The sequence below is a fragment of the Neorhizobium sp. CSC1952 genome (assembly GCF_030378245.1).
Lineage (GTDB): Bacteria > Pseudomonadota > Alphaproteobacteria > Rhizobiales > Rhizobiaceae > Neorhizobium > Neorhizobium oryzae_A.
Map to the genome: position 1 here is coordinate 2,286,233 of NZ_CP128416.1, position 15,824 is coordinate 2,302,056.

Consider the following 15,824-nt stretch of genomic DNA (forward strand, 5'->3'; position numbering starts at 1 on the left):
TGTGATCTCCCCACCTGTGGGGGAGATGGCCGGCAGGCCAGAGGGGGGCGGGCCGGATGCGAGCGTTTACCTGTGAGCGCTTCCTGGAGCAAACGCCTACGAAATCTAATTCCCGCCGCGGATGACGCAGACGCCGGCTTCGAAAGCGCAGGCTTGTGAGGCGAAGGCGTTGCCGCCCATTTGCTGTTCGACGTCGATGATCTTGGCCTTGGGTGCGAGAGTGACCCGGCTCTGTTCGCGCAGCGGCCAGTAATACTCGGCATCGCGCAGGAAATAGATTCCGTTGCCGCGAACCGGATAGGCTTCGATGGCGCCGCCGTAAAATCCGCCGAGCTGACGGAGGCGGCGGATCGAGCGAGTGTTGACGCCGGCCATGCGGTCGATTTCCGCCGGCCGGTTCCAGTGGCCGTCGCCCTGGCGGTCCCAGCGGTTGTTCTCCACCCGATGATGTCGGTGGCCGCGATCATGGTGCCAGCGGTCGCGGGCTTCGGCCGTCGTGGCGAATGCCGCGACGAGGACAAGGGCGGCAAGAACAGGCTTCATGCGATTCGCTATCATGGCGAACTCCGGCAAAATCGTTAACGAAAGGTTAACACGAAATGGCGCGCGGCGTCCCCGAGGCAACGAATTCTTTGTAAATCATGGTTAACGTGCCCGCCGGGTTTGAGCCGCGGCGGCCTTGAGAAAGACACAATCGATTAAATTCGAAATCCGTTGGAATTGTTCTTGTCGTCGGACATCCGTGCGATTAAACCACGCCAATGATGCAATGCACATTTCTTCGGCATTGCGGGGCGCCCGCCCTTGATACCGCATACGACGCCGCGAGGTTCTGATGGCGAATGTGACAAACAACCGGCCCCTGTCGCCGCATCTTCAAGTCTACAAGTTTATTCCCACCATGGCGATGTCGATCGTCCACCGCATTACCGGCGGAGCGCTCTACTTCGGCACGCTGCTGGTCGCCGCCTGGCTGATCTCTGCCGCCTCCGGCGAGGAATATTTCAATTGGGTCAACTGGCTGTTCGGCTCGATCGTCGGCCAGCTCGTGCTGTTCGGCTATACCTGGGCCCTCATCCACCATCTGCTCGGTGGCCTGCGCCACATCATGTGGGACCTCGGCTACGGTTTCGAGAAGGAATTCTCGACGAAGCTCGCCAAGGCCAATCTCGTCGCTTCCATTCTTCTGACCGTCCTCGTCTGGGCGATCGTGCTCATCGTCCGCTGAGGAGATAGATCATGGATATGCGTACTCCTCTCGGAAAAGTCCGAGGCCTCGGTTCGGCCAAGAGCGGCACCGAGCATTTCTGGCGGGTGCGGACCACGTCCGTGGCCCTCGTGCCGCTGCTCGTCTTCTACATCGTCTTCCTGATCGTCTATGCCGGCAAGCCCTATGCCGAAGTGGTCGGCGCGCTTGCCAATCCCTTCGTCGCCACGATCAACGGGCTGACCGTCATCGCCAGCATCATCCACATGCGTCTCGGCATGGAAGAGATCATTCAGGACTACGTCCATTCCGAAGGCATGAAGATCGCTCTTCTCATCCTCAACGCTTTCTTCTCCCTCCTGGTGGGCGGCCTCTGTCTTTTCGCCGTCCTGAAAATCGCATTTGCAGGATAACCCCGTCATGGCATCTGTCACTCCCATCGCCCAGAACGGCAAGGCCTATACCTATGTCGACCATTCCTATGACGTGATCGTCGTGGGCGCCGGCGGGGCCGGCCTTCGCGCCACGCTCGGCATGGCCGAACAGGGTTTCCGCACCGCCTGCATCACCAAGGTCTTCCCGACCCGTTCCCACACGGTCGCGGCCCAAGGGGGCATCGCGGCTTCGCTGCAGAACATGACGCCGGACTCGTGGCAGTGGCACCTCTACGATACCGTCAAGGGCTCCGACTGGCTCGGCGATGTCGACGCCATGCAGTACATGGTCATGGAAGCGCCGAAGGCGGTCTACGAGCTCGAACATTACGGCGTGCCCTTCTCGCGCAACGAGGAAGGCAAGATCTACCAGCGCCCGTTCGGCGGCCACATGCAGAATTTCGGCGCCGGCCCGCCGGTGCAGCGCACCTGCGCGGCCGCAGACCGTACCGGCCACGCCATCCTGCACACGCTCTACGGCCAGTCGCTCAGGAACAACGCGGAATTCTTCATCGAATATTTCGCGATCGACCTGATCATGTCGGATGACGGCAGCCGCTGCACCGGCGTCGTCGCCTGGAACCTCGATGACGGCACGATCCATCGCTTCGCCGCCAAGATGGTGGTGCTGGCGACCGGCGGTTACGGCCGCGCCTATTTCTCGGCAACGTCTGCCCATACCTGCACCGGCGACGGCGGCGGCATGGTGGCCCGCGCCGGCCTGCCGCTGCAGGATATGGAATTCGTGCAGTTCCACCCGACCGGCATCTACGGTTCGGGCTGTCTGATCACCGAAGGCGCGCGCGGCGAAGGCGGCTACCTCGTCAATTCCGAGGGCGAACGCTTCATGGAGCGTTATGCGCCTTCGGCCAAGGACCTCGCCTCGCGCGATGTCGTCTCGCGCTGCATGACGCTGGAGATCCGCGAGGGCCGCGGCGTCGGCAAGAACAAGGACCACATCTTCCTGCATCTCGACCATCTCGATCCGGCCGTTCTGCACGAGCGTCTTCCCGGTATTTCGGAAAGTGCCAAGATCTTCGCCGGCGTCGACGTGACCCGCGAGCCGATCCCGGTCCTGCCGACGGTCCATTACAACATGGGCGGCATCCCGACCAATTTCTGGGGCGAAGTGCTCAACGCCGACAGCGCCAATCCGGAACGCATCCTGCCCGGCCTGATGGCCGTCGGCGAAGCGGGCTGCGCCTCCGTCCACGGTGCGAACCGCCTCGGCTCCAACTCGCTGATCGACCTTGTGGTCTTCGGCCGCGCCGCGGCGATCCGCGCGGGCCAGGTGATCAACCGCGACGAGCCCATCCCGGCGCTCAACACGGCGGCCTGCGACAGGATCATGGACCGCTTCGACGGCCTGCGGAACGCCAAGGGCGGCACGCCGACCGCCGTGCTGCGCGACAAGATGCAGCGTGCCATGCAGGAAGACGCGGCCGTGTTCCGCACCCAGGAATCGCTCGAATCCGGCTGCAAGCGGCTTTCGGAAATCTGGGGCGAGATGAAGGATATCAAGGTCACCGACCGTTCGATGATCTGGAACTCCGATCTCGTCGAGACGCTGGAGCTGCAGAACCTGATGGCGAACGCGATCACCACGGTCTACGGCGCGGAGGCCCGCAAGGAAAGCCGCGGCTCGCATGCCCGCGAAGACTACACGTCCGGCCCGTTCGGCGGCCGCGACGACGAGAACTGGCGCAAGCACACGCTCGCCTGGGTGAACGAGGCGGGCGACGTCAAGCTCGATTACCGCCCGGTCCATACCGAGCTCATCGCCGACGGCATCGATCCGCACAAGATCGAGCCGAAGGCACGCGTCTACTGATCTCAAGGGACCTGGACCATGGTTGAACTCGCCCTCCCCAAGAACTCCCAGATGACCGAAGGCAAGGTCTGGCCGAAGCCGGAAGGTGCCAAGAACGTCCGGGAATACCGCGTCTACCGCTGGAACCCGGATGACGGCCAGAACCCGCGGATCGATACCTACTACATCGATCTCGACGATTGCGGCCCGATGGTTCTCGACGGTCTGCTCTACATCAAGAACAAGATCGACCCGACCTTGACGCTGCGTCGCTCCTGCCGCGAAGGCATCTGCGGCTCCTGCGCCATGAATATCGACGGAACGAACACGCTCGCCTGCACCAAGGGCATGGACGACATCACGGGCACCGTGAAGGTCTATCCGCTGCCGCACATGCCGGTCGTCAAGGATCTCGTGCCGGACCTGACGAACTTCTACGCCCAGCACCGCTCGATCGAGCCGTGGCTGAAGACGGTGTCGCCGCCGCCGGCCAAGGAATGGAAGCAGAGCCACGAGGACCGCCTCAAGCTCGACGGCCTCTACGAGTGCATTCTCTGCGCCTGCTGCTCGACCTCCTGTCCGAGCTACTGGTGGAACGGCGACCGCTATCTCGGCCCGGCCGTCCTGCTGCAGGCCTATCGCTGGCTGATCGACTCCAGAGACGAAGCCAAGGGCGAACGCCTCGACAATCTCGAGGACCCGTTCCGGCTCTATCGCTGCCATACGATCATGAACTGCGCGCAGACCTGCCCGAAGGGCCTGAACCCGGCCAAGGCGATCGCCGAGATCAAGAAGATGATGGTCGAGCGCCGCGTCTGACGCGCTCGATCTTCCCTTTCCGCCACTCGGCCCCCGGAAGTGTCCGGCGCCGGGTGGCGGAAGCGCCTCCGCATGAGGATCGACGGGTTCGGGGCGCGGCAAAACCTTCTTCCTTGCCGAAATGGAACGGGGCCTTATCTAGCGCCGCATCCTCACCTGGCCGCAAATTGTTCCAGTATGACTTGATTAACCAAATCGCTTTACGGTAATTCGGTCTTAATTCAGTGGCATTAGCGGCGATACCGACTGAACGCGGGAGTTAGATGATGCAGTTTAGATATGTGGCAACAGGCCTCGTCCTTGCGGTAGCAGTTACCGGTTGCCAGCGTACTTCGTATAGTCCCTACAACGATCTGCCTTCTCAACCCGCACCGCTTCAGGCCCAGCCCGTGCCGTCCGTCCAGGGCGGCCAGTTGCCGCCGCCCGGGGCATCCAATCCGTCGCAGTTCCCGAGCGCACCGAGCGCCAACCAGAACATGGCGGCGCTCGATCCGAACGCCGCGGCGCCCGCGAGCGCCCTCGACGTCAAGAAGGAAGCCATGGTCGGCAACTGGCGCGTCTCGAATGCCGGCGCCTCCTGCGACATGTTCCTGACTCTCACCAATCTCGGCAGCGGTTCGCGCGGCGGCACCCGCGGCTGCGCCGGCGAGCTCACCACCATGGGCTCCTGGGAAGTGTCGGGCAAGATGGTCCAGTTCAAGAACCGCGCCGGCGACATCATCGGCCGGGTCTACAAGACCGCCGAGAACCGCTACGACGGTACGATGAATTCCGGTCAGCCCGTCAGCCTGAGCCGTTAAGCGGCTCATCTTCCCGAGGGCGTCCGGTTGGAACCCATTCCCGAGTACACGGCGAGCGTCGGCGAAGAGCTGAAGGCGCTGACGGCATCCGGCGCGTTGACGGCGGATGCCGCGCAGCTCGCAGTCGCGGCGAAACTCGACCATGTGCTGACCTGCCTGCGGGAAACCAAGCCGGCGAAGAAAAAGAGCGCGCTCGGCTGGCTGTTCGCCAAGGGGGGCGGCCGGCCGCGGGAAATCCGCGGGCTTTACGTGCATGGCAGCGTCGGGCGCGGCAAGACCATGCTGATGGACATGTTCTTCAAGAAGGCGCCGATCGAGAAGAAGCGCCGCGCGCATTTCCACGAATTCATGGCGGATGTGCATAACCGTATCCACGAGCAGCGGCAGAAGCTGAAGCGCGGGGAAACGAAACAGGCCGATCCCGTCCCGCCGGTCGCCGCAGCGCTTTATGCGGAGGCGGAGCTTCTCTGCTTCGACGAATTCTCCGTCACCGACATCACCGATGCGATGATCCTGGCGCGGCTCTTCACCGAGCTTTTCGAACTCGGCTGCGTGCTCGTCGCGACGTCGAACGTAGCGCCGGAGAACCTCTATAAAGACGGGCTGAACCGCGGGCTTTTCCTGCCTTTCATCGCGCTGCTCAGCAAATATGTGGATGTGGTGACGCTCGACTCGCCCACGGACTACCGCATGCAGAAGCTCGCCAGCCTGCCGGTCTATGTCACGCCGCTCGACGGGCGTGCCGATGCGGCAATTGAATCGGCATGGCATCAGGTCACCGAGGGAAAGAAGGCGGGGCCTGTCGAGATCCCGATGAAGGGCCGCAGCATCCATGTGCCTGCCGCCGCCGGCCGTGCGGCACGCTTCGATTTCGCGGATATCTGCGGCAAGCCCCTCGGAGCATCGGATTATCTGGCGATCGCTGGCCGGTTCGATGCCGTTTTCGTGGAACACATTCCGCGGCTCGGGCCGGAGAAGCGGAACGAGACGAAGCGGCTGATCAATCTGGTCGATGCGCTTTATGACCATACCGTGCGGCTTTACGTTTCGGCGGCGACGGCGCCGGATGACATCCTGCTCGAGCGGAGAGGGACCGAGGGCTTCGAGTTCGACCGCACGGTTTCGCGCCTTTTCGAGATGCGAAGCCCCGACTACCTCGCGTTGCATCAGGAAAAGCGGCGCGGAAATTGACGGTTTGGTGACAAAAATTCTTACGTTTACGTAAGAATTTTATGATCTAACCGATTGAAAAACTTGCCTCCGAAATAATCGATTGCCAATTTCCGTGGATGGCGGTATGCGGTCTGGCACGTTGGCCGGTCCGCCATGGCCTGCCCGTGAATTCGGATCTCGAAAGGAAGCTTTTCGATGGCGCGCAAGAAGATCGCACTTATTGGTTCTGGCATGATCGGTGGCACGCTGGCGCATCTCGCCAGCCTGAAGGAACTGGGCGACATCGTCCTCTTCGACATCGCCGACGGCATCCCGCAGGGCAAGGGCCTCGACATCGCCCAGTCCGGTCCGGTCGAAGGCTTCAACGCCAAGCTTTCCGGCGCCAGCGACTATTCTGCGATCGAAGGCGCCGATGTCTGCATCGTCACCGCCGGCGTCGCCCGCAAGCCGGGCATGAGCCGCGACGACCTGCTCGGCATCAACCTCAAGGTCATGGAACAGGTCGGTGCCGGCATCAAGAAATATGCTCCGAACGCCTTCGTGATCTGCATCACCAATCCGCTCGACGCGATGGTCTGGGCGCTCCAGAAGTTCTCCGGCCTGCCGAAGAACATGGTCGTCGGCATGGCCGGCGTGCTCGATAGCTCCCGTTTCCGTCTCTTCATCGCCGAAGAGTTCAACGTCTCGGTCCAGGACGTCACCGCCTTCGTTCTCGGCGGCCACGGCGACACGATGGTGCCGCTCGCCCGCTATTCCACGGTTGCCGGCGTTCCACTGACCGATCTCGTCAAGATGGGCTGGACCACCAAGGAGCGCCTTGAGGAGATCATCCAGCGCACCCGTGACGGCGGCGCCGAAATCGTCGGCCTCCTGAAGACCGGCTCGGCCTACTACGCTCCGGCGGCTTCCGCGATCGAGATGGCCGAATCCTACCTCAAGGACAAGAAGCGCGTCCTGCCCGTCGCGGCTCACCTTTCCGGCCAGTACGGCGTGAAGGACATGTATGTCGGCGTTCCGGTCGTTCTCGGTGCCGGCGGCGTCGAGCGCGTCATCGAGGTCGAATTCAACAAGGACGAGGAAGCGGCTTTCCAGAAGTCGGTCGGCGCCGTCGCCGGCCTTTGCGAAGCCTGCATCAACATCGCTCCGGCTCTCAAGTAATTTGGCGCTGAAGTCATCCAAACAGGGACAAACCCATGAACATTCATGAATATCAGGCCAAGGCTCTCCTGAAGGGCTACGGCGCGCCGGTTGCCGAAGGCGTGGCCATCCTGAAGGTCGAAGAGGCCGAAGCCGCCGCCAAGAAGCTCCCCGGCCCGCTCTACGTGGTCAAGAGCCAGATCCATGCCGGCGGCCGCGGCAAGGGCAAGTTCAAGGAACTTCCGCCGGAAGCCAAGGGCGGCGTGCGTCTTGCCAAGTCGATCGACGAAGTGGTCGCCCATGCCAAGGAAATGCTCGGCAACACGCTGGTGACCGCTCAGACCGGCGAAGCCGGCAAGCAGGTCAACCGCCTCTATATCGAAGACGGCGCCGACATCGAGCGCGAGCTTTACTGCTCGCTGCTCGTCGATCGCTCGGTCGGCCGCGTGGCGTTCGTCGTCTCGACCGAAGGCGGCATGGACATCGAGGCCGTCGCTCACGACACGCCCGAGAAGATCCACACGATCGCCATCGACCCGGAGGCTGGCGTGACGGCCGCCGACGTTGCGAAAATCTCCAAGGCCCTGGCGCTCGAGGGCGCTGCCGCCGAGGATGCCAAGTCGCTCTTCCCGGCGCTCTACAAGGCCTTCAACGAGAAGGACATGGCGCTGCTCGAAATCAATCCGCTGATCGTCATGAAGAACGGCCACCTGCGCGTGCTCGACGCCAAGGTCTCGTTCGACGGCAATGCGCTCTTCCGTCACGACGACGTCAAGGCGCTGCGCGACGAGACCGAAGAAGACACCAAGGAGATCGAGGCCTCCAAGTGGGACCTCGCCTATGTCGCGCTCGACGGCAATATCGGCTGCATGGTCAACGGCGCCGGTCTTGCCATGGCGACGATGGACATCATCAAGCTCTACGGCAAGGAGCCCGCGAACTTCTGCGACGTCGGCGGCGGCGCCGGCAAGGAGAAGGTCGCTGCGGCCTTCAAGATCATCACCGCCGACCCGAAGGTCGAAGGCATTCTCGTCAACATCTTCGGCGGCATCATGCGCTGCGACGTCATCGCCGAAGGCGTTGTCGCCGCGGTGCAGGAAGTCGGCCTGAAGGTGCCGCTCGTCGTGCGCCTGGAGGGCACCAATGTCGAGCTCGGCAAGAAGATCCTGAACGAGTCTGGTCTCGCCATCACGGCGGCTGACGACCTTGACGACGCGGCGAAGAAGATCGTCGCGGCGATCGAAGCCTAATCTGGAAGGACCGGAAAGAATGTCTATCCTCGTCAATAAAGACACCAAGGTCATCGTCCAGGGCCTGACCGGCAAGACCGGGACCTTCCATACGGAACAGGCGCTCGCCTATTACGGCACGAAGATGGTGGGCGGCGTTCATCCCAAGAAGGGTGGCGAATCGTGGTCGTCCGGAGTGGACGGCACCTCGCTGCCGATCTTTACCTCCGTCGCCGAAGCCAAGGAGCGCACGGGTGCCGACGCGTCCGTGATCTATGTTCCTCCGGCGGGTGCGGCCGAGGCCATCATCGAGGCGATCGAGGCCGAAATCCCGTTTATCGTCTGCATCACGGAAGGCATTCCGGTGATGGACATGGTGCGCGTGAAAGCCAAGCTTGAGAAGTCCAAGTCGCGGCTGCTCGGCCCGAACTGCCCGGGCATCCTGACGCCGGAAGAATGCAAGATCGGCATCATGCCGGGCTCGATCTTCCGCAAGGGTTCGGTCGGTATCGTTTCCCGTTCCGGCACGCTGACCTACGAAGCCGTTTTCCAGACCTCCAACGAAGGCCTCGGCCAGACGACGGCGGTCGGCATCGGCGGCGACCCGGTCAAGGGCACGGAATTCATCGACGTCCTGGAAATGTTCCTGGCCGACGACGCGACGGAATCGATCATCATGATCGGCGAGATCGGCGGTTCGGCGGAAGAAGACGCGGCGCAGTTCCTGAAGGACGAAGCCAAGAAGGGCCGCAAGAAGCCGATGGCCGGCTTCATCGCCGGTCGTACGGCGCCGAAGGGCCGCACGATGGGCCATGCGGGCGCTGTGGTTTCCGGCGGCAAGGGCGACGCGGAATCGAAGATCGCCGCCATGGAATCGGCAGGCATCAAGGTGTCGCCGTCTCCGGCCCGGCTCGGCAAGACCTTGGTTGAAGTCCTCAAGGGCTGACGCCACATAAGGGACGGTCGCTGCTGGCAGATAGGCGGCGATCGGTCCGACAAGCTTCGGACAGGCGAAGCGGTGCATGCCTCGCCTGTCCTGGTTGAGCGTCCTCTTGATCAAGCTCTCGGGAACGCTTGCCGCTTCGGCGGCTCGAAATAACAGACGACAAGACAAGAAAATGCGGAAACCGGATGCTTCCGGTTCCGACCACGTCAGGAGGCGGGCGCGGCGCCCGCAAAAAACCATGGCACGGCAAGAAGCCAACGAGCAGTTCCTCATCACCTCCTTTCTCGACGGGCAGAACGCGGCCTATATCGAACAGCTCTACGCCCGGTACGAAAGCGATCCGGCCTCGGTAGCGCCGGAATGGCAGGCCTTCTTCAAGGCGCTCGCCGACAATCCGGACGATGTGAAGAAGGCCGCGAAGGGCGCTTCCTGGCAGCGCCAGAACTGGCCGGTCACCGCGAACGGCGAACTGGTCTCGGCGCTCGACGGCAACTGGCCGGCCGTGGAAAAGGCGATCGAAGGCAAGGTGAAGGCGAAGGCCGAAGCCGCCGCCGCGGCGGCCGGCAAGCCGGTCAGCGATGCGGACGTGCTGCAGGCGACGCGCGATAGTGTCCGCGCCATCATGATGATCCGCGCCTACCGCATGCGCGGCCACCTGCATGCCAAGCTCGACCCGCTCGGCCTTGCCGCCCCGGTCGAGGATTACAACGAACTGTCGCCCTCGGCTTACGGCTTCACGGAAGCCGACTACGACCGCAAGATCTTCATCGACAACGTGCTCGGCCTCGAATACGCGACCATCCGCGAGATGCTCGCGATCCTGGAGCGCACCTATTGCTCGACGATCGGCGTCGAGTTCATGCACATCTCCAACCCGGAAGAGAAGTCCTGGATCCAGGAGCGCATCGAAGGCCCCGGCAAGGGCGTCGAATTCACGCCGGAAGGCAAGAAGGCGATCCTTTCCAAGCTGGTCGAGGGCGAAGGCTACGAGCAGTTCCTCGACGTCCGGTTCAAGGGCACCAAGCGCTTCGGCCTCGACGGCGGTGAATCGCTGATCCCGGCGCTGGAACAGATCATCAAGCGCGGCGGCCAGGACGGTCTCGAAGAAGTCGTTCTCGGCATGGCCCATCGCGGCCGCCTGAACGTGCTGACCAACGTCATGGGCAAGCCGCACCGCGCCGTCTTCCACGAGTTCAAGGGCGGTTCGTTCAAGCCGGACGAAGTCGAAGGCTCGGGCGATGTGAAGTACCACCTCGGCGCTTCCTCCGACCGCGAATTCGACGGCAACAAGGTTCACCTGTCGCTGACGGCGAACCCTTCGCATCTCGAAATCGTCAACCCGGTCGTCATGGGCAAGGCGCGCGCCAAGCAGGACATGCTCGCCAAGGTCTGGGAAGGCGACATCATCCCGCTGAAGGAGCGCGCCAAGGTTCTGCCGCTCCTGATCCATGGCGACGCGGCCTTCGCGGGCCAGGGCGTCGTTGCCGAAATCCTCGGTCTTTCCGGCCTGCGCGGCCATCGCGTCGCCGGAACGATGCACTTCATCATCAACAATCAGATCGGCTTCACCACCAATCCGGCCTTCTCGCGTTCGTCGCCCTATCCGTCCGACGTCGCCAAGATGATCGAAGCGCCGATCTTCCACGTCAACGGCGACGATCCGGAGGCGGTCACCTACGCCGCCAAGATCGCGACCGAGTTCCGGATGAAGTTCCACAAGCCGGTCGTGATCGACATGTTCTGCTACCGTCGCTTCGGCCATAACGAAGGCGACGAGCCGGCGTTCACGCAGCCGAAGATGTACAAGGTCATCCGCGGCCACAAGACGGTTGCGCAGCTCTATGCCGACCGCCTGATCGCCGAGGGCCTGCTGTCCGAAGGCGAATTCGAGAAGATGAAGGCCGACTGGCGCGCGCATCTCGAAGCCGAATTCGAGGCCGGCCAGAGCTACAAGCCGAACAAGGCAGACTGGCTGGACGGCCAGTGGTCGGGCCTGCGCTCTGCCGACAATGCCGACGAACAGCGCCGCGGCAAGACCGCCGTGCCGATGAAGCAGCTCAAGGAGATCGGCCGCAAGCTGTCGGTCATTCCGGAAGGCTTCAACGCCCATCGCACCATCCGGCGCTTCATGGAAAACCGCGCCCAGATGATCGAGACGGGCGAGGGCATCGACTGGGCGATGGCCGAGGCCCTTGCCTTCGGCTCGCTTGCGGTGGAAGGCACGAAGATCCGCCTTTCCGGCCAGGATTGCGAGCGCGGCACGTTCTCGCAGCGTCATTCGGTGCTCTACGATCAGGATACGGAAGAACGCTACATTCCGCTCGCCAACCTGTCGCCGACCCAGGCCCGCTACGAGGTCATCAACTCGATGCTCTCGGAAGAGGCGGTGCTGGGCTTCGAATACGGCTACTCGCTGGCACGCCCGAATGCGCTGACGCTCTGGGAGGCCCAGTTCGGCGATTTCGCCAATGGCGCGCAGGTCGTGTTCGACCAGTTCATCTCGTCGGGCGAACGCAAGTGGCTCAGAATGTCCGGCCTCGTTTGCCTGCTGCCGCACGGTTACGAAGGCCAGGGTCCGGAACACTCGTCGGCACGCCTGGAGCGCTGGCTGCAGATGTGCGCCGAAGACAACATGCAGGTCGCGAACTGCACGACGCCGTCGAACTACTTCCACATTCTGCGCCGGCAGGTGAAGCGCGATTTCCGCAAGCCGCTCATCCTGATGACGCCGAAGTCGCTGCTGCGCCACAAGCGGGCCACCTCGACGCTTGCCGAACTGGCGGGCGAATCCTCGTTCCACCGCCTCCTCTGGGACGATGCGGAGGTCATCAAGGACGGTCCGATCAAGCTGCAGAAGGACAACAAGATCCGTCGCGTCGTGCTCTGCACCGGCAAGGTCTATTACGACCTCCTGGAAGAGCGCGAAAAGCGCGGCATCGACGACATCTATCTGCTGCGCATCGAACAGCTCTATCCGTTCCCGGCCAAGGCTCTTATCAACGAGCTTTCCCGCTTCCGCAACGCGGAAATGGTCTGGTGCCAGGAAGAGCCGAAGAACATGGGCGCCTGGGCCTTCATCGATCCCTATCTGGAATGGGTCCTCGCCCATATCGATGCCAAGTATCAGCGCGTCCGCTACACGGGCCGTCCGGCTGCGGCATCTCCCGCAACCGGTCAGATGTCCAAGCACCTGGCCCAGCTCGAAGCCTTCCTCGAAGACGCGCTCGGCGGCTGATCACTTCAGCCGCCTTTCCATCCATTTTCGCAAACACCATCTGACAGAATACGGAAACAGATCATGGCCACCGAAATCCGCGTACCTACTCTCGGCGAGTCCGTCAGCGAGGCAACCGTCGGCACCTGGTTCAAGAAGGTCGGCGATACGATCAAGGCCGACGAGCCGCTCCTCGAGCTCGAAACGGACAAGGTGACCGTCGAAGTTCCGGCCCCGGCTGCCGGCGTGCTCTCCGAGATCGTCGCCAACAACGGCGAGACCGTCGGCCTCGGCGCATTGCTCGGCCAGATCGCCGAGGGCGGTGCGGGCGCTGCAGCCGCAGCTCCGGCTGCCAAGCCCGCGGAAGCTGCTCCGGCCAAGGCTGCCGAGCCGGCCGCTGCTGCTCCCGCCGCCGCTGCAGCCCCGGCTGCCGCCGCCTCTTCCATGCCGCCGGCTCCGGCCGCGGCCAAGATCGCCGCGGACAACAACGTTTCCACCGCCGATATCGAGGGTTCGGGCAAGCGTGGCCAGGTCCTCAAGGGCGATGTGATCGCCGCCGTCGCCAAGGGCATTTCCGCTCCGGCGGCCGCACCTGCTGCTCCGGCCGCCGCTCGCGGTCCGTCGACGGTCGAGGATGCCGCCCGCGAAGAGCGCGTGAAGATGACGCGCCTGCGCCAGACGATCGCCCGCCGCCTCAAGGACGCGCAGAACACCGCCGCCATGCTCACCACCTATAACGAGGTGGACATGAAGGCGGTCATGGATCTCCGCAACAAGTACAAGGACATCTTCGAGAAGAAGCACGGCGTGAAGCTCGGCTTCATGGGCTTCTTCACCAAGGCCGTGACGCATGCCCTGAAGGAGCTGCCGGCCGTCAACGCCGAGATCGACGGCACCGACATCATATACAAGAACTACTGCCATATCGGCGTCGCCGTCGGCACCGACAAGGGCCTCGTGGTTCCGGTCGTGCGCGATGCCGACCAGATGTCGATCGCCGAGATCGAGAAGGATATCGGCCGCCTGGGCAAGCTCGCCCGCGATGGTCAGCTGTCCATGGCCGACATGCAGGGCGGCACCTTCACCATCTCCAACGGCGGCGTCTACGGTTCGCTGATGTCCTCGCCGATCCTCAACGCACCGCAGTCCGGCATCCTCGGCATGCACAAGATCCAGGAACGTCCGGTCGCGATCGGCGGCCAGGTCGTGATCCGTCCGATGATGTATCTGGCGCTCTCCTATGACCATCGCATGGTGGACGGCAAGGAGGCCGTGACCTTCCTCGTCCGCGTCAAGGAAAGCCTGGAAGATCCGGAACGCCTCGTTCTCGATCTCTGATACGGAACGGAATGATGGAAGCGCTCGGGGTCACGGCAACGCCTTACATGACGCTGCTCGCCCTGAGCGTGATCCTGCTCGTCTTTCAAATCCTGCTGCAGGGCATGCTTGCGACGCGCGAGCTTGGCTCGCAGTGGAATGCGGGACCGCGGGACGAGGGGCTGGAGCCTAAGGGCAGGTTCGCCGGCCGCGCCGCGCGGGCGTCGAAGAATTTCCGGGAAACCTACCCGGCCTTCGTCGGCCTTCTGCTCGGGGTCGCTTTCACCGGTGACGATGCGTCCCGCTGGGGTTTGATCGGCGGCTGGATCTGGTTCGTCGCCCGGATCGTCTACCTGCCGCTCTATCTGGCGGGCATCCCCTATTTCCGATCCTTCGTCTGGCTGATCAGCATGATGGGTCTGCTTGCCATGACCATCGCGCTCTTCCGGTGATGCCATGAGCGCCTCCTTCAAGCCATGGCTTCTGACGCTCTATCTGGTGCCGGGAATGGCGATGGCTCAGGAACGGTGCCCGATCGAGAAGGCCGTGTTCGTCGAAGCGGATGCGGGTACGGTGCTTTCGTTCAGGCCGGTGGGTTCGGATGCGGCGGCCGTCAGCCATCTCTTCACGATTACCGGAAGCGCGGGCGGCAAGCTGACGCTCGACGGTCACGTCATGTACGACGAGGAAGCCCGCCGTCCGGCCGGCATGGTGATGAACAACTGCCCGGAAGGCGACGCGACAGGCGCCGAACTCAGGGCCTGCACCATATGGACAGGGGTGCCCTATGCGCTTGATAAGGCGACGGGCCATATCGACATATTGGGCGCGGAAGGAGCCGAGGCGCCGGATGCGGTCCTGATGCCCGGCATCGGTCCGGCGATTCGCCATTCGACGCTTTGGGAGAAAAGCGGCCTGAAGGAGGTCCCGTGGGACCTCTACGAATTCAAGGAGTGCAAGGCATGATCGACGCCCCTGTTCTTCTGGTAACCGGCGGAAGCCGCGGCATCGGCGCGGCGGTATCGATCCTCGCCGCGAGACGCGGCTGGCGCGTGGCGGTGAACTATGCCTCGAACCGTGCGGCTGCCGACAAGGTCGTTGCCGGGATCGTGGCTTCCGGCGGCGAGGCGATCGCCGTTCAGGCGGATGTCGGCAAGGCGGAAGAGATCGTATCGATGTTCGCGGCGGTCGACCGCCATTTCGGCCGGCTCGACGGACTGGTCAACAATGCCGGCATCGTGGATCTTCCGCAGCGCGTCGATGAGATGAGCGCGGAACGCATCGAGCGGATGATGCGGATCAACGTCACCAGTTCGATCCTGTGCGCCGGGGAAGGCATACGCCGCATGTCCACGAGACACGGCGGCAAGGGCGGAGCGATCGTCAACATTTCCTCCATGGCGGCCAAGCTCGGGGCGCCGGCGCAATATGTCGACTACGCGGCTTCGAAGGCGGCGATCGATGCACTGACGATCGGCCTGGCGCGCGAAGTCGCAGCCGAAGGCGTGCGCGTCAACGCCATCCGGCCGGGCATCATCGATACGGATATTCATGCGTCCGGCGGCCTTCCGGATCGGGCGCGTGAAATGACGCCCAGCATTCCGATGAAACGGCCGGGCAGTGCGGAAGAGGTAGCGGATGCCATCCTCTATCTTCTGTCGCCTCAGGCTTCTTATGTAACCGGCGCCATCCTCGACGTGAGTGGCGGACGCTAGCTGAACAGAGAAAAAGGAAAAAG

15 protein-coding genes are annotated in these 15,824 nt (G+C 63.2%); 14 read left to right on the plus strand and 1 reads right to left on the minus strand.

Annotated elements, in window-relative coordinates:
- Positions 1-105 precede the first annotated feature (105 nt).
- Positions 106-558 (minus strand): hypothetical protein, encoded by a 453-nt coding sequence (locus tag QTA58_RS11245; RefSeq protein ID WP_289672831.1) that lies wholly within the window; start codon positions 556-558, stop codon positions 106-108.
- Positions 559-835: 277 nt separating this feature from the next.
- Here QTA58_RS11245 and sdhC point away from each other — a divergent pair, with 277 nt between their 5' ends.
- From sdhC to QTA58_RS11315, 14 genes are all read left to right on the plus strand, one after another.
- Positions 836-1,228, plus strand: coding sequence for a succinate dehydrogenase, cytochrome b556 subunit (gene sdhC, locus QTA58_RS11250; protein WP_085419668.1), 393 nt, complete (start codon positions 836-838; stop codon positions 1,226-1,228).
- Positions 1,229-1,239: 11 nt separating this feature from the next.
- Positions 1,240-1,620 (plus strand): succinate dehydrogenase, hydrophobic membrane anchor protein, encoded by a 381-nt coding sequence (gene sdhD / locus QTA58_RS11255; protein ID WP_085419667.1) that lies wholly within the window; start codon positions 1,240-1,242, stop codon positions 1,618-1,620.
- A gap of 7 nt (positions 1,621-1,627) precedes the next feature.
- Positions 1,628-3,472: a succinate dehydrogenase flavoprotein subunit gene (gene sdhA, locus QTA58_RS11260; RefSeq protein ID WP_289672835.1), complete on the plus strand. Its 1,845-nt coding sequence runs from the start codon at positions 1,628-1,630 to the stop codon at positions 3,470-3,472.
- Positions 3,473-3,490: 18 nt separating this feature from the next.
- A complete protein-coding gene (locus tag QTA58_RS11265) occupies positions 3,491-4,270 on the plus strand; it encodes a succinate dehydrogenase iron-sulfur subunit (RefSeq protein ID WP_085419665.1) in 780 nt (259 codons plus the stop codon).
- 266 nt (positions 4,271-4,536) lie between these two features.
- A complete protein-coding gene (locus QTA58_RS11270) occupies positions 4,537-5,070 on the plus strand; it encodes a protease inhibitor Inh/omp19 family protein (protein WP_085419664.1) in 534 nt (177 codons plus the stop codon).
- Between the two features lie 27 nt (positions 5,071-5,097).
- Positions 5,098-6,261: a cell division protein ZapE gene (gene zapE / locus QTA58_RS11275; RefSeq protein ID WP_289672837.1), complete on the plus strand. Its 1,164-nt coding sequence runs from the start codon at positions 5,098-5,100 to the stop codon at positions 6,259-6,261.
- Positions 6,262-6,438: 177 nt separating this feature from the next.
- Complete coding sequence (mdh, locus tag QTA58_RS11280; protein ID WP_085419662.1) at positions 6,439-7,401, plus strand: malate dehydrogenase; 963 nt, start codon at positions 6,439-6,441, stop codon at positions 7,399-7,401.
- Between the two features lie 35 nt (positions 7,402-7,436).
- Positions 7,437-8,630: an ADP-forming succinate--CoA ligase subunit beta gene (gene sucC, locus QTA58_RS11285; protein ID WP_289672839.1), complete on the plus strand. Its 1,194-nt coding sequence runs from the start codon at positions 7,437-7,439 to the stop codon at positions 8,628-8,630.
- 19 nt (positions 8,631-8,649) lie between these two features.
- Positions 8,650-9,555 carry a succinate--CoA ligase subunit alpha gene (sucD, locus tag QTA58_RS11290; protein WP_085419660.1) on the plus strand — a complete coding sequence of 302 codons (906 nt, stop codon included), beginning with the start codon at positions 8,650-8,652 and terminating at the stop codon, positions 9,553-9,555.
- 238 nt (positions 9,556-9,793) lie between these two features.
- Positions 9,794-12,790, plus strand: a complete 2,997-nt coding sequence (locus QTA58_RS11295; protein ID WP_085419659.1) for a 2-oxoglutarate dehydrogenase E1 component — start codon at positions 9,794-9,796, stop codon at positions 12,788-12,790.
- Positions 12,791-12,853: 63 nt separating this feature from the next.
- Positions 12,854-14,107, plus strand: coding sequence for a 2-oxoglutarate dehydrogenase complex dihydrolipoyllysine-residue succinyltransferase (odhB, locus tag QTA58_RS11300; RefSeq protein ID WP_085419658.1), 1,254 nt, complete (start codon positions 12,854-12,856; stop codon positions 14,105-14,107).
- Between the two features lie 14 nt (positions 14,108-14,121).
- The gene (locus tag QTA58_RS11305) at positions 14,122-14,538 is read left to right on the plus strand and encodes an MAPEG family protein (protein ID WP_289672840.1); all 417 of its coding nucleotides are present in this window, start codon (positions 14,122-14,124) and stop codon (positions 14,536-14,538) included.
- A 4-nt stretch (positions 14,539-14,542) separates the two neighbouring features.
- The gene (locus QTA58_RS11310; RefSeq protein ID WP_289672842.1) at positions 14,543-15,052 is read left to right on the plus strand and encodes a hypothetical protein; all 510 of its coding nucleotides are present in this window, start codon (positions 14,543-14,545) and stop codon (positions 15,050-15,052) included.
- Positions 15,049-15,801, plus strand: coding sequence for an SDR family oxidoreductase (locus tag QTA58_RS11315; protein WP_289672844.1), 753 nt, complete (start codon positions 15,049-15,051; stop codon positions 15,799-15,801). The genes QTA58_RS11310 and QTA58_RS11315 overlap by 4 nt, the downstream gene beginning before the upstream one ends.
- Positions 15,802-15,824: the final 23 nt, after the last annotated feature.

Bases quoted from the DNA above. Each gene is read 5' to 3' on its own strand.
- QTA58_RS11245 (WP_289672831.1), bottom strand. From the start codon at position 558: ATGATAGCGAATCGCATGAAGCCTGTTCTTGCCGCCCTTGTCCTCGTC.
- QTA58_RS11315 (WP_289672844.1), top strand. From the start codon at position 15,049: ATGATCGACGCCCCTGTTCTTCTGGTAACCGGCGGAAGCCGCGGCATC.
- QTA58_RS11270 (WP_085419664.1), top strand. From the start codon at position 4,537: ATGCAGTTTAGATATGTGGCAACAGGCCTCGTCCTTGCGGTAGCAGTT.
- sdhA (WP_289672835.1), top strand. From the start codon at position 1,628: ATGGCATCTGTCACTCCCATCGCCCAGAACGGCAAGGCCTATACCTAT.
- QTA58_RS11265 (WP_085419665.1), top strand. From the start codon at position 3,491: ATGGTTGAACTCGCCCTCCCCAAGAACTCCCAGATGACCGAAGGCAAG.
- sdhD (WP_085419667.1), top strand. From the start codon at position 1,240: ATGGATATGCGTACTCCTCTCGGAAAAGTCCGAGGCCTCGGTTCGGCC.
- sucC (WP_289672839.1), top strand. From the start codon at position 7,437: ATGAACATTCATGAATATCAGGCCAAGGCTCTCCTGAAGGGCTACGGC.
- QTA58_RS11310 (WP_289672842.1), top strand. From the start codon at position 14,543: ATGAGCGCCTCCTTCAAGCCATGGCTTCTGACGCTCTATCTGGTGCCG.
- sucD (WP_085419660.1), top strand. From the start codon at position 8,650: ATGTCTATCCTCGTCAATAAAGACACCAAGGTCATCGTCCAGGGCCTG.
- QTA58_RS11305 (WP_289672840.1), top strand. From the start codon at position 14,122: ATGGAAGCGCTCGGGGTCACGGCAACGCCTTACATGACGCTGCTCGCC.
- odhB (WP_085419658.1), top strand. From the start codon at position 12,854: ATGGCCACCGAAATCCGCGTACCTACTCTCGGCGAGTCCGTCAGCGAG.
- mdh (WP_085419662.1), top strand. From the start codon at position 6,439: ATGGCGCGCAAGAAGATCGCACTTATTGGTTCTGGCATGATCGGTGGC.
- QTA58_RS11295 (WP_085419659.1), top strand. From the start codon at position 9,794: ATGGCACGGCAAGAAGCCAACGAGCAGTTCCTCATCACCTCCTTTCTC.
- sdhC (WP_085419668.1), top strand. From the start codon at position 836: ATGGCGAATGTGACAAACAACCGGCCCCTGTCGCCGCATCTTCAAGTC.